The organism is Acetobacter sp. UBA5411, assembly GCF_002409645.1.
Lineage (GTDB): Bacteria > Pseudomonadota > Alphaproteobacteria > Acetobacterales > Acetobacteraceae > Acetobacter.
Genome location: NZ_DHNR01000043.1, coordinates 2,565 through 18,887, shown reverse-complemented (window position 1 = coordinate 18,887; position 16,323 = coordinate 2,565). Strand labels below are relative to the sequence as shown.

The window sequence follows — 16,323 nt, the reverse complement described above, 5'->3', positions numbered from 1 at the left end:
CACGTATTTCCTGTTCTTTTTGCTTAGAATGCAGCCTGCGCCCTGGCTACGATGGCATTACCATCACGCCCAAGAACATTGACGCCGTTACTCACACCTTTTGAGCGGGAGACGATGTAACGGGCATAATCGACCATAAATTTGATGTGCTGATTGGGATACCAGTTGAAGCCAGCCTGCCACACGGTCTGCTGGTTACCGTTAACGCCCGTTCCGCCCTGACTGGCGACATCGCCAAGATCCGTCACACTCCAGCGACCGCTGACTTCCAATGCGCCCCAGTGATTGTGGGCCGGATCGAAGTCATATTCGACGCCGGGCGAAGTAAATGCAGCGATCTTCGGATTATAGGCGCGTGGGTGTCCAAAGATCGTGTAGTTGGCGGCCACATACCAGCCGTCGAACCCAAGAGAAGGCAAGTTGCTGCCTACGGGCTGGTTCCCGCGAGAAACGCCGATATGGTAATATTCGCTTTTCAGCAGAAGGTTTTTCCAACGGAAGGCCAACTGCGGACCAGCCGCCCATATCTGTGACACATCCTTGAGCGCTCCGGATGTCAGCAGGGAAGTCTCACCAAGCGGGACTTCCATATTGTCGTTGAAAGTATAGTTACGACCTGAAGAATTCTCATTGAGCTTGAAGGCCGCCGTCGCGCCCGCGCCCACATGAACATCAATGTCCTTGCTTACATAAGGACGACCGGCGATACGGGCGACACCACCGGTCTGACTGTCGGTGATGGTCGTATCCTTGTTCCGGTCACCAAACTTCTGACCTGTGAAATAGGCAGCCGCCAGCCAGCGTTTTTCCCAATGTTCACCACCCACGCTGAAGCGCGCCACGCCGCCTGCAATGTTACGCACCAGATCGACGATGGTTGGACGCTCGAGGAATTCGAACGCACCGGAGCGCTCGGCACTTTCCTCTTCCATGCGCGGCTGGAAATAACCCACTGTCAGAGTTGTGTTTCTCAGGCCGGTATAATTCAGGTTCGCTTCAAACAGACCAACGGTGCCATCAACGGAACTGGAGCCGAAGTCAGGCGTCACGTTGACGACCCAGTCCTTGTAGCGCCAGGAAAAATAGAGCCGCAGACGACGGGCATTCTGGGTGAAGCTGTTAAAATTTCCCTTGGCTTCATTCCCTCTCGGGCCAGCGCCGAGAAAGCCGCCGAAATCTTCCTGAGCAAGCAGGCCGACAGAAAAGGCGTATGAGCCATCCTCAGAGGCAATGGTCGGTCGCCCCTTCGGGAAGCCGATCTGCATGCCGCCAATCTGCAGGATTTCACTTTTGGCGCTGGCTGCCTTGAAATCAGCCTAGGACTGGACTGGGCCTTCCGGAAGAGCAATCCGGCTTTCGGCGGGGGAACGCGGTCCATTGGGACGTGCCACAGCCTGAGAAAAAACCGGCTTTACTTCCTCGGAGCCTGCACTTGCCAGACGGGTGTCGTGGCGACGGTGGCGAGTTGTGCTGTCGTTTTCGGTGTTGGCGCGCATGTGATTACCGGCTGCCTGCACGCGGATGTCATGGCGCATGGCCGCCATTTCCTGCCTCATGGCGGCGAGCTCACGGCGAAGCTCAAGCACTTCAGGGTCGGTGGAGCGTGCTTCCGCGTAATGCGGGAGAGAGGACGCGAGAAACGGTGTAGCCAGAAACAATGTCCGGCGAAGTGTCGTATTCATGGAAGGCCCGGTCACTTGAGAAAAACAGCAGTATTTGTGTGTATATTAGAGAAAAAGGATCATGTATTCGTTCAGATCACATAATCCACCACAGGAAGAGACTGATCCATTGTCAATGAAGGTAATCCGGTGTGCCTCTTCCCCACGGGCCGGGCTGGATTACCGACAACGGTCGTATACGGTTCAACAGATTTCAGAACGATCGCCCCCGCGCCTATTTTGGCACCTTCACCGATCTCGATATTACCCAGCACTTTTGCGCCGGTTCCAATCAATGCGCCGCGACGCACTTTCGGGTGCCGATCTCCTCCTTCCTTGCCCGTCCCGCCCAGTGTGACATTCTGAAGAAGCGCGACATCGTCCTCCACCACAGCACTTTCACCCACCACAATGCCAGTACCATGATCGAACATGATTCTTTTTCCGAGCCGTGCGGCAGGATGAATATCCACAGCAAAGAGCTCTGATGCCCTGCCCTGAATATAACGCGCCAGAAGTTTCCGATCGTCCTGCCATAGCCAGTGTGCGACACGATGCGCCTGCACAGCCTGAAACCCCTTAAAAAAGAGAAACGGCGTAATGTGATCGACGGCAGCGGGGTCTCTTTCCCGTATTGAACGCAGGTCTGATGCTGCTGTTTCAACGGCATCCGGCCATATCAGGAAAAAGTCTCGCATCAGGGCTTCGAGAACCCGAGCAGGCACCATCTCCCCCGCAAACTTGGAGGAAAGGAGACGCGCCAGTCCTCCCGCCAGATCCTGCTGATCAAGAATGCAGCTTCGGATCAGCCCTATCAGGACCATATCGGCGTTGAGACGGGCTTCCTTGCGCATTGTCCGCCAGAGATCGGCAGCATCTCCTGCTCCGGCAGACCGGCCACTCCGGTGAATCTCCGACAGAAACTGTTCATGTCGGACGGGTGCTTCTCTCTCGACGAAGTCGGCGTGTGTGGTGAGCATGGTCACCTCCGTTCCGCGCTGAACGCTGAAACTGCGTAACCGCCCGACGCACCAGTTCACGTCGTTCGTTGAGAGTTTGATTGTGGAGAGCGCGAACACTGTCGTGCGTCGCATAGAAACGATGTGAGGTTCTGTTCACATCCAGAATGATGGCGCCGAGAAAAACCCCATCGGATTCAACGGCATGAGATTCATACATGGCAATCTGCCTTTCAGACCAGTATTGGCCGACCGACAGATTTCTGTCGGTTATCGGGAGTGAAGAACGCCCTTTGGGGCGCTAACGCTGATGACCCGACATCGGGTCACGCGACACATTCGATCTGACATTGCGTGCATGACTTTCATCTTCTTTCGAACACCGCGCAGGGTGCGGACACATAAGAGACACACCCACTCGGGCGGGTCAATAAACAACGACACGAAAATGCACATAATAATTTCATCAATATAAATAACTATTTTATTTAGTTTATTATTTTTCTCATTATATCAGATGATTAGAATAAAATCTGGCGCGTTCAGACATCTTCCAAAAACTTTTCTGCCCGCTTTTTTCTTTACTGAATAGAATCGAAAAGCGTCTTGAATGGCGAGAACGTTTATCACTATTATTTTTTGTAGTTTGTGGAGTGTCTGTCACAAATATTTTTCATTTCCACATTCCCAAAAGCTTTCAACCAACCCGTGGCGTTACGCCGGTCAGGAAAGTTTTTTAGATAGATAAAAATACCTTCTTTTCAGATCTCTCGAAAAGAAAAGTTTCTCCACGGAGAAACCTGCCAATTAGCCGCTCTCCAAGCCGAAGCCTCTCTTGCAACAACAACCGAGAACCCTTTTTATAGGGTTTGCGTCAGACACAGATTGCGGACAGACACGGGACGCATCCTAAAAAGTAATTTACTGGCACCCTGGAGTGTCGGCTGTCACAGAGGACCTTATGAACATTACAGCCAGTTCAGAACAGACCGGAAACGGATCAGCATGAATGAGATCGTTCTGGTCGCACTGAAGCGTCCTTATACTTTCGTCGTTCTGTCGATCCTGATTCTGGTTTTTGGTCTTCGTGCTATTGTATCGACGCCAACAGACGTCTTTCCAAGCATTCGCATTCCCGTGGTCGCCGTCGTCTGGACCTATACCGGACTTATGCCGGAAGATATGTCCGGACGCGTCATCTATTACTATGAACGCGCCCTGACCGCGACGGTCAATAATATCGAACACATTGAAAGTCAGTCCTATTACGGACGCGGCATCGTCAAGGTCTTCTTCCAGCCCGGAACAGATGCTTCAGCCGCCCAAACGCAGATCACCGCGGTCTCCCAGACTGTTCTGAAACAGATGCCGACGGGCTCCACCCCGCCACTGGTGCTCACCTACAACGCTTCGTCCGTTCCGGTTCTGACGCTCCAGGTGTCTTCCACGCATCTGACGGCTTCCGAAATCTATGACATGTCCTCGAACCTGATCCGACCGGCGCTTGTGTCGGTGGCAGGCGCGGCTATTCCCAATCCGTATGGTGGCCAGCCGGGCAACGTCATGGTGGATCTTGATCCGACCAAGCTGCTCGCGCATGGACTCTCCCCAGTGGATGTGTCCACGGCGCTCGGGAAGCAGAACATCGTGCTTCCGGCGGGTGACCAGAAGATCGGCACTTTCGACTGGATGGTGCAGACCAACGCCTCACCACGCGAAATCGATTCACTGAATGACTTGCCGATCAAGCAGGTGGGCAACTCCGTCGTCTATATGCGCGACGTCGCGTGGGTGCATCAGGGAGGCCCTCCACAGACCAATCTCGTGCTGGTCAAGGGACAGCAGGGCGTTCTGATCGTCATCATGAAGAGCGGTGACGCCTCGACGCTGAATGTTGTGTCCGGCGTCAAGAAGCTCCTGCCGGGAATTGAGAAAACACTGCCTCCCGGCGTGGATATCCGCGTCATCAACGACGCCTCCACATTCGTGAAGGAATCCGTGCGAGACGTGGTGCAGGAAATGCTGACAGCCGCCTGCCTGACAGGGCTGGTCGTGCTGCTGTTTCTTGGCTCGTGGCGATCGACCGTCATCATCGCAACCTCCATTCCACTGGCGATGCTGTGTTCGATCATCGCGCTGGGCTGGGCTGGTCAGACCATCAACGTCATGACGCTGGGCGGTCTGGCGCTGGCCGTCGGTATTCTCGTCGATGACGCGACGGTCATGATCGAAAATATCGACGCACATCTGGCCATGGACAAGGATCTGGAAACGGCCATCATCGACGCAGCTAACCAGATCGTCATCGCCACTTTTGTCTCCACGCTGTGCATCTGTATCGTCTGGATGCCGCTCTTCCAGCTCAGTGGTGTCGCCGGATGGCTGTTCATGCCGATGGCTGAAGCCATCATCTTCGCGATGATCGCCTCTTTCATTCTGTCCCGAACGCTCGTCCCCACCATGGCCAAATACATGCTGGCGGCACAGGTCGCCGCTGGTCACGGACATGGAGCCGGAGAGCCGAAATCCTTCTTCGGTCGGTTCCAGCGCGGGTTTGAAGAGAAGTTCGAACGGTTCCGGCACGCCTATCGCGACATGCTGGCGGGTCTCCAGAACATTCGCGCCTCCTTTATCGGCGGGTTCCTCGTCGCAGCACTATCATCGCTTGGACTGCTGTTTTTTGTCGGGCAGGACTTCTTCCCCGAGATCAAGTCGAACTCGCTCGCCATGCATATGCGTGCCCCGCTCGGCACGCGTATTGAAGAGTCAGGCAAGATCTCGCAGCTGATCAATGATGAGATCAGCCGTCTGCTGCCCGGACAGGTCGAGACGATTGTCGATAACTGTGGACTGCCATTCAGCGCCCTCAATCAGGCCTTCATTCCCACGCCTACAGTGGGCACGCAGGACTGCGATCTGACGATTACGCTCAAGAACGAGGAATCACCGGTCGCGGAATACCGGCAGATCCTGCGGAATGGGCTTGCGCGCAAATTCCCCGGCACGCAGATCACGTTCCAGCCTGCGGATCTGACCGCCAAGATCCTCAACTTTGGGGCGCCTGCCCCGCTGGACGTGCAGATTGTCGGACGAAACCTGAAAGAGAATTTCGCCTTCGCCAACCATCTTGCCGCACGCCTGAGACATGTGCCGGGTCTGACGGACATTTCCGTTCAGCAGCCGATGACCACGCCGACCCTGCTGGTCAACGCACGACGCAGCTTCGCGCTGGGAACCGGCATTACGGAAGCGAATGTCACCAACAACATGCTGGTCTCACTGTCGGGCAGCTCACAGGTCGGACAAGTTTACTGGCTTGATCCGAAGACCGGCGTCTCCCATCTGATCGACATTCAGACCCCGGCCCACTTCCTCCAGACCCTGAATGATCTGGAACTGACCCCGATCGACAAGGGCGATGGCAATCCGACGGGTGTGCCTCCGCAGATTCTGGGTGGTCTCAGCGAGATTCAGCAGACCGGCACGCCCGGAGAGATCGCGCACTACAACATCATGCCGGTCTTTGACATTTACGCCTCTAACGAAGGGCTGGATCTTGGTCGCGTCGCCAAGCAGGTGGACCGTATCGTCGAGCAGGAGCAGGAGCGTCTTCCGCATGGCTCCTCCATGACCGTAAATGGTCAGGGCGTGACGATGAACGCGGCCTATATTCAGCTGATTGGCGGCCTCGCCATGTCGATCCTGCTTGTTTATCTGGTGATTGTCGTCAACTTCCAGTCGTGGCTTGACCCGTTCATCATCATCACCGCCCTCCCCGGTGCGCTGGCGGGCATCGCATGGTCGCTGTTCCTGACCCATACAGCATTGTCCGTCCCGGCTCTGACGGGTGCGATCATGTGCATGGGCACGGCGACCGCGAACTCCATTCTGGTCGTGTCGTTTGCGCGTGACGAACTGATGCGTCACGGCGATGCGGTAAAGGCAGCAGTCGATGCCGGGTTCGAGCGTATCCGTCCTGTGTTGATGACGGCCTCCGCCATGATCGTTGGCATGCTGCCCATGGCCACGAGCAACTCCCAGAACGCTCCGCTCGGACGTGCTGTGATGGGAGGGCTGATTGTCGCGACAATCTCGACACTGATCTTCGTACCGTGTGTTTTCGCCGCCATTCATTCACGCCGTCATGGAAAACAGATGCCACACCCGGAAGGAGAAACCGCATGAGCGCCCAGACTTCACGCGGACGCCTCGTGCTGATCCTTGTCGTCATTCTCGCCATCGTTCTGGCGGGATGGGGCATCTTCCAGCGCAACATGCACTATGACAATCTTGCCCGGGAAACGACGGAAAACGCTCTTCCGCAGGTGCAGGTCATCACGGCCCAGCCGGGACCGGATCACCTCAACCTTGATCTGCCCGCCAATATCTCGGCCTGGTATCTCGCGCCGATCTACGCGCAGGTCTCCGGCTACGTGAAGATGTGGTACAAGGACATCGGCGCGCATGTGAAGACCGGCGACGTTCTGGCGGAAATCGACACGCCGGGTCTCGATGCGCAGTATGCTGCGGCCAAGGCCAATCTGGACGTAGCGGTCGCCCGTTACAAGCTTGCCCAGATCACCTCCAAACGCTGGAAGGCGCTGGAAGGCACGCAGGCTGTGTCCCAGCAGGAAGTCGATGTGCAGGCAGCCAATGCCGAGGCTGAAAAGGCGCAGGTTGAAGCCGCCCGTCATGAGATGGAGCGCTATCAGGCCCTTGAAGGATTCAAGAAGATCGTGGCGCCTTTCGACGGTGTCGTGACAGCCCGTCTGGCGGATGTAGGCGACTACGTGAACGCTGGCCGGGGCGATGTCGGCGCACGCGGCAATGCCACGGAACTGTTCAGCGTGGCCGATATCCACGCCATGCGTATCTTTGTCTCCGTGCCGCAGGATTATGCCTACATCATCAGCCCTGCTCTCACTGCAACGTTGAGTGTTCCGCAGTTTCCCGGTCGGACCTTCAAGGCGCGCTATGTCGCGACGGCTGCCGCGTTCAACCCCAACACCCGCACCGTCAACACGGAGCTGATGGTTGATAATCCTCTCGGGGAGCTGTGGCCCGACTCATTCGCGACAGCGCACTTTGAAGCGCCGGGTGACGCCAACATTCTGATCCTGCCGCAGGGCGCGCTGATTTTCCGGGCTGAAGGCATGCAGGTGGCCGTGGTTGATCCCACCGATCATGTGCATCTGGTGCCGATCAAGGTGGGCACTGTGCTCGGGACGACCGTTCAGGTGCTGTCGGGCATCAACCGTTCCGACCGGATCATCAACAATCCGTCCGCAGGCCTGCTGGATGGAGACAAGGTCCGCATCGTGCCGGGAACGCGCGGATACAACATGCCGTCCACGCAGCCCAAGAAACCTGCTGCGCCGTCTCAGGATGATGATGATGTGCGGGCCATGCCGATGGACAACTCCGCTCCGGCGGCAGAGACAAGCGACCACGAATGAGACGTTCTTTTTCCCGTCACTTCGCTCTCGTCTTTCTGGCGTCCTCGGCTCTTGCGGGCTGCGATATGGCGCCGCGCTATGCTCCCACAAAACTGGTCTATCCGGCCCAGTGGGAGGGTCAGGGCGTGATGCATTACGGGCAGCCGGATGATGGTGCGCCCCGATCCGACTGGTGGCGTGATTTCGGAGATCCGGAACTCGATCAACTGGAAGAGCGGATGCTGGCCGCCAATCCGGATCTTCAGGCTGCTGCCGAAAACTTCACCCAGTCGCGGGATGTCGCAGCACAGGTCGCCTCTCACCTCTATCCGCAGCTCATTGGCGGAGCGAGCGGTGACAAGAACAAGAGCTCACGGAAACGACTATGGCGTGGTGGTGGCGCGACCGGCCCTGTCTATATGTCTTCCGAGCAGTATCATGCGGCGGCGACCTGGGAGCCGGATTTCTGGAACGCCATCAGAAACCGGACGCTGATCGCCAAGCAGTCGGCTCAGGAAAATGCCGCCGAATACGCTGTCGCACGTCTCAGTCTGACGACGGAGCTCGCGTCCGACTACATCGCGCTGCGTGGGCTTGATGCGCAGGACGCCGTCTACAAGGATTCCATCCGCTATTACCAGCTGGCCGTGCAGATCACCCATATGCGTCTGGCCGGCGCGATTGCTGCCGGTCTGGATGTATCACGCGCTGAAGCCCAGCTTGCTTCCACACAGGCGGAAGAAACCGATATCCGGGCGCGCCGGGATGTGATGGAGCATGCCATCGCCGTGCTGGTGAATATGGCGCCTGCGTCTTTCCATATCGCGCCACGGGATAGGATCGCGCTGTCCGACATTCACCCCTCGTCGGGCCTGCCTTCCACACTGCTTGAGCGTCGCCCGGACATTGCCGCTTCGGAGCGGGCTATGGCGCAAGCCAATCGCGCCATTGGTGTATCTCGCGCGGCCTTCTATCCGCACGTCACGTTCAACGCGATGACCGGTTTCATGGATAACGGCTTCGATCTCGCGTCTTTGTCGAACTCCATGTACCAGTTTGGCGCGCAGGCCATCCTTCCCCTGTTTCAGGGTGGTGTGCGCCGTGCCGAATTACAGCGTTCCTGGTCGCAATATCGCCAGTCCGAAGAGAATTATCGCTCGACAGTTCTGTCCGCTTTTCAGGAAGTGGAAGATGGCCTGACCAATACAAACCGTCTTCGCACGGAAACGGATCAGCAGGCCAAGGCTGTGGATGCGGCGCTTCGCACACAGACGATGACCATGCAGCTCTATACCGGCGGCCTGACCAACTATCTCGATGTGGTCGTGGCGCAGCAGGCAGCACTGGTCGCGCGTGTCAGCCTCGTTGCTGTGAAGACCCGTCAGCGGCAGTCTGTTGTGGCTCTTATTGGCGCTCTTGGCGGCGGCTGGTCGGCGCAGGATCTCCCGGCCCTCAAGCAGATCCGGCCTTTCAAGCCTTTGCAGTATGAAGGCCTGCATACGCCCAAGCCGGTTGGCGATGTTCCTGTGGCGACGCACAGCACTGATGCGGATCTGACAGGACCGGCTCAGGCTTCTGTGATGCCGCAAGCAACGCGTTAAGGGACGTCCGAAGGCAATACTGTCCCGCCCTGATCGAAAGGGACATTCTTTAGACCCTTTCGACGGCGTGGGTTTTCTGAACACTTGCTGGCTTTAAAAGTCCCTTTATTTGGCAGGGAATATCCTATCCAAAAATGGTAATCAGAAGTCGTTACTGTCTGTTGTCAAACACCTGTTTCTGACCTACCTTGCATTCTGCTGTCTTCATCACTTTCAAATACTTCCTGTATAGAAAGGAAACTCTCTGTCGGCGATGATCGGCATTATCTGACGCCCTGCTCTCTTCACGAAAATGAGCAGGGCAAGGTCAAATAAGGACATTTTCTGATGCATCGTTGCGCCGTTTCATGTCTTGCCCTCATGGCCGCAACGATATCGTTCGTTCCCGCCCCTCTGCATGCCGCCTCCATTGCTCCCATATCCGAAACGCAGACAACACTTCCTGATCGTCACACCGCTTTTTCGGAACAACTCTTCCGGCTACCCACAAGAGACGGCACAATTCTTGAAGCAACCCTGTTGTTGCCCCACACAGCTGGTCCGTTTCCTCTCGCCATCGTCAGTGGCGGCGCTTCGCATATCTCCGGCTCCAATCATGGAGCACGCGACCGATATGATTATCTCTCCGGCTATTTCCTTGACCGCGGCTATGCCGTCCTACGTCCCATGGCGAGAGGATTTGCCGGGTCGGAAGGCAGGCTGATCTCTGATGGATGCGAACTCGCCACCACAGCGCGACGCAACGCGGACGATATCCGTGATGTTTCCGCCGCCATTGCGCAGCTTCCAGACATTGACGCCACACGGATTGTCACGGCGGGCCTCAGTTTCGGGGGGTGGGTGCAGATGGCCATGGGAACCATGCCGCTGCCCGGAACACGCGCCCAGTTTCTGTTCTTCCCCCTGATGCATGTTTCAAGCTGCCACAATGACGCCGACAGGCTGCTGGCCGGCGCAAGTGAGTTCGGTGCCGAAACCCACCTGCCAACTTTATGGGTGCAGGGTGAGAATGACTCTCTGGCTCCCACAGAATCCTGGAAGGCAATGTATGCCGCCTACAAGGCAAAGAACCCGCAGGCGGAACTGGTCGATGTCCCACCCTTTCTCAATGATTCGCATTCTCTGCTGAATGATCCTGACGGTCTCAGGCCGTGGATGGCGCAGGCGGATGCCATGCTTGAAAAGGCGGGGCTTCCCCACAGGGTTGTCGTGGCTGATTACCTTCCCACCCTGCCGCCCCCGGCCTCCGGCTATGCGGAACTGAACGACTTCAGCAAACTTCCGGTCCAGAACGACATGATGCGCAAGGCCTATCAGACGTTCCTGACACAGCCGACGCCGAAAGCGTTCGTCATAGGTGATGATGCCGAAAGCGTGGGCGCTCACGATTTCGATCCCATCAGTTCCGCTCTGTCGGGATGCAGCAAGGCCTCACAAAACTGTCGTCTTTACGCGTATGACAATCGTGTTGTCTGGCAGGGACACGGACCTTCGCAGACAAGACAGCAGGCTATCACTGTTTCATCAGGGAAGGTCGTCTCGGTATTTTACTCGGTCATCAACGAAGACTGTACAGCACGCTACGTTCCCGCGATCAAACTGGTCAAAGCGCCTGCGCATGGCGCGTTGCGAATGAGCACGTCAGCAACCGGAGTGACCCATCACACTGTTGGCCCTCTGACGAAATGCAATACTGTTCCCGTCAAGGGATCTGTTCTGCAATATCGTTCCAATCCCGATTTCCACGGAACAGACAGCGTGACGATTACAAAACAGGTCAGCGCCGATCCCAAGGATCCGCCGATCACCATGACCTATCTGTTCACGATAAACTGAGCGTTTCGATTTTCCGATCATTTCCGAAGCTTTTTCCCGCTAGCCAAGGCAACCGACCAAACAACGATTAAATATCGTATATAATATCATTACCGCGCCAACTTGCCTAAATGCGCGTAGCAGCCTATGTGTGAAATCATATTACAACGATCCAGTGCCGTAATATAGAATCGCCGAGTGCCTGCCATGTCGCCAGACTTTCCTTCTGCCCTGCCCCGGCGCACCCTTCTTCTGGGAGGATTGGCCTGCGCAGGATCTGCGACATTCCTGCGGGGAACATCCGCCCTTGCGGCGACGACACTCCTCAACGTTTCCTACGACCCCACGCGTGAGCTTTATCGCGGAATCAATGCGGCTTTTTCCGAAAACTGGAAGGACAGCAGCGGATCGTCCGTAACGGTCCGCACCTCCAACGGTGGTTCCGGCGCTCAGGCCCGCTCCGTGCTGGAGGGCGCACCCGCTGACGTCGTGTCACTCGGTCTGGCCCGCGATATCGATATGCTGGCGCAGAAAGGTCTCGTGGCGGCGGACTGGCAGAAACGGCTGCCTCACAATTCCACGCCGTTCACCAGCACAATCGTTTTCCTTGTCAGAAAGGGAAACCCGAAGGCCATCCACGACTGGCCTGATCTGGTGCGGGGCGACGTTCAGGTCGTCACGCCTAACCCGAAAACGTCCGGTGGTGCGCGGTGGAATTATCTTGCGGCATGGGGTTGGGCGCTACACCAGAAAGGCGGCACGGATGCGTCGGCTCGCTCCTACCTTCAGGCACTTTTCCAGCACGTGCCGGTGCTGGATGCCGGAGCGCGTGGGGCCACCAACAGCTTCGTGCAGCGTGGTCTGGGTGACGTCCTAATTGCGTGGGAAAATGAAGCTCTGCTCGCAGCGCATGAACTTGGGCCGGATCGGTTCGACATCGTCGTGCCATCGCTCTCGGTTCTGGCGGAACCACCGGTCGCGCTGGTGGATCATAACGTCCGCACGCACGGCACTACCACCGTCGCGCAGAATTATCTCGAATTTCTCTACACGCCCAAGGCGCAGGATATCGCAGCGCAACACTATTTTCGCCCAACCGACAGCGCGGTGGCACACACTCATGCCGCGCAGTTCCCGAAGGTGAAGACCTTCGATATCGCCAGTCTGGGCGGCTGGGCGGCCGTTCAGAAAAAGCATTTCGCGGCGGGAGGGATCTTCGACCAGATCTATACGCAGCATGGCTGAGGCGACCCTGTCCGTGCGATCCCGCACCAGCGATCCCCTGCCCGGCTTCCGTCTGGCGCTGTTTTCGACCCTGCTTTGGGTCGGACTGATTGTCGTTCTGCCGTTGACCGCGCTTATCGTCCGTCCGTGGCAGGAAGGGCTCGGCGCGATGACGATGGCTTTGCATGATGGGCGCATGTTCGCGGCCCTGCGGGTCAGCTTCTTCACGGCTTTCATCGCCGCCCTGATCAACGTGCCTGTCGGCCTGCTGCTGACATGGACCCTTGTGCGCGTGCAGCTTCCGGGACGACGGATTGTAGATGCGCTGATTGACCTGCCGTTCGCCATTCCAACCGCCGTGACGGGCATCACGCTGGCCACGCTGTATGGACCACAGGGCTGGCTCGGCAAGCCGCTGGCGCATCTCGGCATCAGCATTGCCTACTCGACCGCTGGCATTGTCGTGGCGCTTATGTTTGTCGGCCTGCCGTTCATCGTTCGCAGTGTCGAGCCGGTCCTGCGCGGCCTGCCGCCGGAACAGGAAGAGGCGGCTGGACTACTGGGCGCAAGCTCATGGCAGACCGTGTGGCGCGTGGTGCTGCCCTCGCTGCTCCCGGCGACCGTCAGCGGGTTCGGTCTGGCGTTCGCTCGCGGCATCGGTGAATACGGTTCCGTCATTTTCATCGCCGGAAACCAGCCTTTCAGAACCGAAATTGCTCCCCTGCTGGTGGTCGTCCGCCTTCAGGAATTCGATTACGCGGGTGCGACCTCCATCGCCTTCATCCTGCTTGTCGCCTCCATGCTTTGCCTTGCGGGTGTCGCCATGCTGCGTCGCCGTGTGGCGCGTGGCCTGATCACGGGAGTGAACTGATGAGCGCTCTCACCCGATGGTCGCTGGTCGTCGCCACATGGCTCATTGTGGCCGTCGTTCTCATCCTGCCTCCGCTTCTGGTGCTCTCGGAAGCCCTGCGCGATGGACTTCCGACGGCCCTGCAATCTCTGGCCGACCCGGACGCCATTTCCGCCATCAGACTGACGGTCGAGATGACGGTCCTGTCTGTTGTCATCAACACCGTGTTCGGTGTTCTGGCGGCGTGGCTGATCTCGAAATACCGGTTCCCCCTCCGCGGCGTGCTGGTGGCCCTGATCGAAATCCCGATCAGCGTGTCCCCTGTGGTCGCGGGTCTGGTGTGGCTGCTGCTGTTCGGCTCACAGGGCTGGTGGGGTGCGGCGCTGGATCATTACAATATCCATATCGCTTTCGCTCCTGCCGGTATTCTGCTGGCGACGTTGTTCGTGACTTTTCCTTATGTCACGCGCACGATCCTGCCTCTGATGGAACAGCAGGGCCGTGATGCGGAAGACGCGGCCACGCTGCTGGGGGCTTCCTTCTGGCAGATCCTCTGGCGTGTCACTCTGCCGGATGCCCGTTGGGCACTGCTCTCGGGCATCCTGCTGACCACAGCCCGCGCCATGGGCGAGTTTGGCGCGGTATCCGTCGTGTCCGGCCATATTCCGGGCATGACAGAAACAATGCCTCTGCACATCGAAACCCTCTATAATGGCTATCAGTCGGTCGCAGCGTTTTCCATGGCGGCCCTTCTGGCCATTATGGCCATGACGACAGTGGGATTCAGGGCCTTTTTTGAAAACCGGGCACGACGTGCCGCGCTGGCTGGAGATGCCGGATCATGAGCGTACACATCGAAAAACTCATCCGCCGCGCACCGGGTAACCCGGACCGTATCCTGCTTGATCAGGTCTCCGTTGATATTCCTGATGGTTCTTTTGTCGCGCTTGTCGGCCCTTCCGGCGCAGGCAAGACGACCCTGCTGCGCTCCATCGCAGGACTGGACCCGCATTCCTCGGGGCTGCTGACAATCGACGGACGGGACTTTGCGGAACTGACGCCCCGTGAGCGCAATGTCGGATTTGTGTTTCAGAACTACGCCCTGTTCCAGCACATGACCGTGGCGAAAAACATTTCCTTCGGTCTCGACGTTCTGCCGGGCCGCGAGCGCCCGAGCAAAGCCGAGATCGATGGTCGCGTGAAGGAGCTGCTGGAACTGATCCAGCTTCCCAATCTCGGTAACGCCTATCCGCAACGTCTGTCCGGTGGTCAACGTCAGCGTGTGGCACTCGCCCGTGCACTGGCGACGAACCCCAAGCACCTGCTGCTGGACGAACCTTTCGGCGCACTCGATCCGGTCGTGCGACGGACAGTAAGAGAATGGCTCCGCTCCTTGCATGACCGGCTTGGGCTCACCACTATCCTTGTGACACATGATCAGGAAGAGGCACTGGACGTCGCTGACAGGCTGGTCGTGATGCAGGACGGGCGGATCGTGCAGGATGCGGATGCAGGCGAACTTGAGGCCCATCCGGCCACACCGTTTGTCATGGAGTTTCTGGGAGAGACGCTGACATTCCGTGGGACCGTTTCTGGGGGCCTCTTCCTGCCAGAAACACCGCATGTCGTGCCGTTCCCGGTGGCGATTGATCAGGACGGATCAGCGGTCGCGCTGATCAGACCTCACGAGGTGCGACTGACCGCAGACGCTGGCGGCGCACCGGTTCGCCGCATTGGCTCGCGGTATGGACTCTCCCGGCTGGCGATTGATCTGAACGGACGGATTGTGGAAGTTCTGGGCGCGAGCAATGAGCAGATTTTTCCGTCCGGAGCCAAACTGCATATCGATGCAGCGCGTTTGTTTCGTGACGGAGCGCTGCTGAGCATGAAAGATGGTCGGCACGCCGCTGCCGCGTGATATTCAACAGACCGGAAGCGTGATTTCAAGCTTTCCTGTTGTCATGAGGGACGCAAAAGCGTAGTTGATTGGCCCCGGCACCAGCCGGAACGCCTGTTCAGGGGATTTATTTCGACGTGGTGGATATCAGAAGCAACAGACGCGATGCAGACGGGCAGAGCGTCATCACTGCCAACCGGTTGCTGGACGGTATTACTGTCTGGCGGGCCGCCGATGGCTCGTGGAAAGAACGCATCGCTGAGTCCGCTCTCGTTTCCAATACAGAAGTCGAAGGCCTTCTGTCCTCATTGAAGGGCAAGGCGCAGGAACTGGGACTGGTCGGCATCTATGGCGTTCAGGTGCAGGACGACACGGACGGCAAGATCATTCCCGTGACAGCCCGCGAGCGCATCCGCGCCTTCGGCCCTTCCGTCCATCCCGAATTTTCTCCACTCTGAGAGGTGCGCCATGTCAACAGAAACCATGACACGCGCTGAAGCGGCTCCCGCCGTGCTGCCAGTCGGTCGCTACGGCTACGATCAGGTCGATCGCACCTTCCTGCGTGAGCGGATCGAGCAGTTCCGTGATCAGGTCAATCGTCGCATTGCCGGTGACCTGACCGAAGAAGAATTCAAGCCGCTGCGCCTGATGAACGGCCTGTATCTCCAGCTTCACGCCTACATGCTGCGTGTGGCCGTGCCTTATGGCACGCTGGGCAGCAAGCAGGTCCGCGCCCTCGCCCGCATCGCGCGCGAGTTCGACAAGGGATACGGGCATTTCACCACACGCCAGAACATACAGTTCAACTGGATCAAGCTGGAAGACACCGTGGCGGCGCTGGAAGTGCTGGCGGAAGCCGACATGCACGCCATCCAGACCAG

General features: G+C 57.8%; 10 protein-coding genes and 2 pseudogenes. 10 read left to right on the top strand and 2 right to left on the bottom strand.

Features of this window, described 5'->3' with window-relative positions:
* Positions 1-23 precede the first annotated feature (23 nt).
* Positions 24-1,682, bottom strand: a pseudogene (locus tag B3759_RS16020) (OprO/OprP family phosphate-selective porin).
* Positions 1,683-1,753: 71 nt separating this feature from the next.
* Positions 1,754-2,641 (bottom strand): serine O-acetyltransferase, encoded by an 888-nt coding sequence (gene cysE / locus B3759_RS16015; protein ID WP_291367542.1) that lies wholly within the window; start codon positions 2,639-2,641, stop codon positions 1,754-1,756.
* A gap of 984 nt (positions 2,642-3,625) precedes the next feature.
* On the opposite strand from cysE, the gene B3759_RS16005 reads away from it, so the two are divergent.
* The 10 genes and pseudogenes from B3759_RS16005 to B3759_RS15960 all read left to right on the top strand — a co-directional run.
* Positions 3,626-6,805 carry an efflux RND transporter permease subunit gene (locus B3759_RS16005; RefSeq protein WP_291367538.1) on the top strand — a complete coding sequence of 1,060 codons (3,180 nt, stop codon included), beginning with the start codon at positions 3,626-3,628 and terminating at the stop codon, positions 6,803-6,805.
* Positions 6,802-8,076, top strand: coding sequence for an efflux RND transporter periplasmic adaptor subunit (locus B3759_RS16000; RefSeq protein WP_291367536.1), 1,275 nt, complete (start codon positions 6,802-6,804; stop codon positions 8,074-8,076). Before B3759_RS16005 ends, B3759_RS16000 begins: the two co-directional genes overlap by 4 nt.
* Positions 8,073-9,656, top strand: a complete 1,584-nt coding sequence (locus B3759_RS15995) for an efflux transporter outer membrane subunit (protein ID WP_291367534.1) — start codon at positions 8,073-8,075, stop codon at positions 9,654-9,656. The genes B3759_RS16000 and B3759_RS15995 overlap by 4 nt, the downstream gene beginning before the upstream one ends.
* Positions 9,657-10,016: 360 nt before the next feature.
* Positions 10,017-11,492, top strand: coding sequence for an alpha/beta hydrolase family protein (locus tag B3759_RS15990; RefSeq protein WP_291367532.1), 1,476 nt, complete (start codon positions 10,017-10,019; stop codon positions 11,490-11,492).
* Positions 11,493-11,678: 186 nt separating this feature from the next.
* Positions 11,679-12,716 carry a sulfate ABC transporter substrate-binding protein gene (locus B3759_RS15985; RefSeq protein ID WP_291367530.1) on the top strand — a complete coding sequence of 346 codons (1,038 nt, stop codon included), beginning with the start codon at positions 11,679-11,681 and terminating at the stop codon, positions 12,714-12,716.
* Positions 12,709-13,566: a sulfate ABC transporter permease subunit CysT gene (gene cysT / locus B3759_RS15980; protein ID WP_291367528.1), complete on the top strand. Its 858-nt coding sequence runs from the start codon at positions 12,709-12,711 to the stop codon at positions 13,564-13,566. Before B3759_RS15985 ends, cysT begins: the two co-directional genes overlap by 8 nt.
* Positions 13,566-14,390, top strand: a complete 825-nt coding sequence (locus B3759_RS15975) for a sulfate ABC transporter permease (protein ID WP_291367526.1) — start codon at positions 13,566-13,568, stop codon at positions 14,388-14,390. The genes cysT and B3759_RS15975 overlap by 1 nt, the downstream gene beginning before the upstream one ends.
* Entirely contained in the window at positions 14,387-15,463 is a 1,077-nt protein-coding gene (locus tag B3759_RS15970; RefSeq protein ID WP_291367525.1) for a sulfate/molybdate ABC transporter ATP-binding protein, read from the top strand. Before B3759_RS15975 ends, B3759_RS15970 begins: the two co-directional genes overlap by 4 nt.
* A gap of 68 nt (positions 15,464-15,531) precedes the next feature.
* On the top strand, positions 15,532-15,900 hold the full coding sequence (locus B3759_RS15965; RefSeq protein ID WP_291367524.1) for a DUF2849 domain-containing protein: 369 nt from the start codon (positions 15,532-15,534) through the stop codon (positions 15,898-15,900).
* A gap of 10 nt (positions 15,901-15,910) precedes the next feature.
* Positions 15,911-16,323: pseudogene (locus B3759_RS15960) on the top strand (nitrite/sulfite reductase); the annotation flags it as partial.

Excerpts from the sequence above, each read along its gene's own strand:
- cysE (WP_291367542.1), bottom strand. The coding sequence starts at position 2,641 with ATGCTCACCACACACGCCGACTTCGTCGAGAGAGAAGCACCCGTCCGA.
- B3759_RS16005 (WP_291367538.1), top strand. The coding sequence starts at position 3,626 with ATGAATGAGATCGTTCTGGTCGCACTGAAGCGTCCTTATACTTTCGTC.
- B3759_RS16000 (WP_291367536.1), top strand. The coding sequence starts at position 6,802 with ATGAGCGCCCAGACTTCACGCGGACGCCTCGTGCTGATCCTTGTCGTC.
- B3759_RS15995 (WP_291367534.1), top strand. The coding sequence starts at position 8,073 with ATGAGACGTTCTTTTTCCCGTCACTTCGCTCTCGTCTTTCTGGCGTCC.
- B3759_RS15990 (WP_291367532.1), top strand. The coding sequence starts at position 10,017 with ATGGCCGCAACGATATCGTTCGTTCCCGCCCCTCTGCATGCCGCCTCC.
- B3759_RS15985 (WP_291367530.1), top strand. The coding sequence starts at position 11,679 with ATGTCGCCAGACTTTCCTTCTGCCCTGCCCCGGCGCACCCTTCTTCTG.
- cysT (WP_291367528.1), top strand. The coding sequence starts at position 12,709 with ATGGCTGAGGCGACCCTGTCCGTGCGATCCCGCACCAGCGATCCCCTG.
- B3759_RS15975 (WP_291367526.1), top strand. The coding sequence starts at position 13,566 with ATGAGCGCTCTCACCCGATGGTCGCTGGTCGTCGCCACATGGCTCATT.
- B3759_RS15970 (WP_291367525.1), top strand. The coding sequence starts at position 14,387 with ATGAGCGTACACATCGAAAAACTCATCCGCCGCGCACCGGGTAACCCG.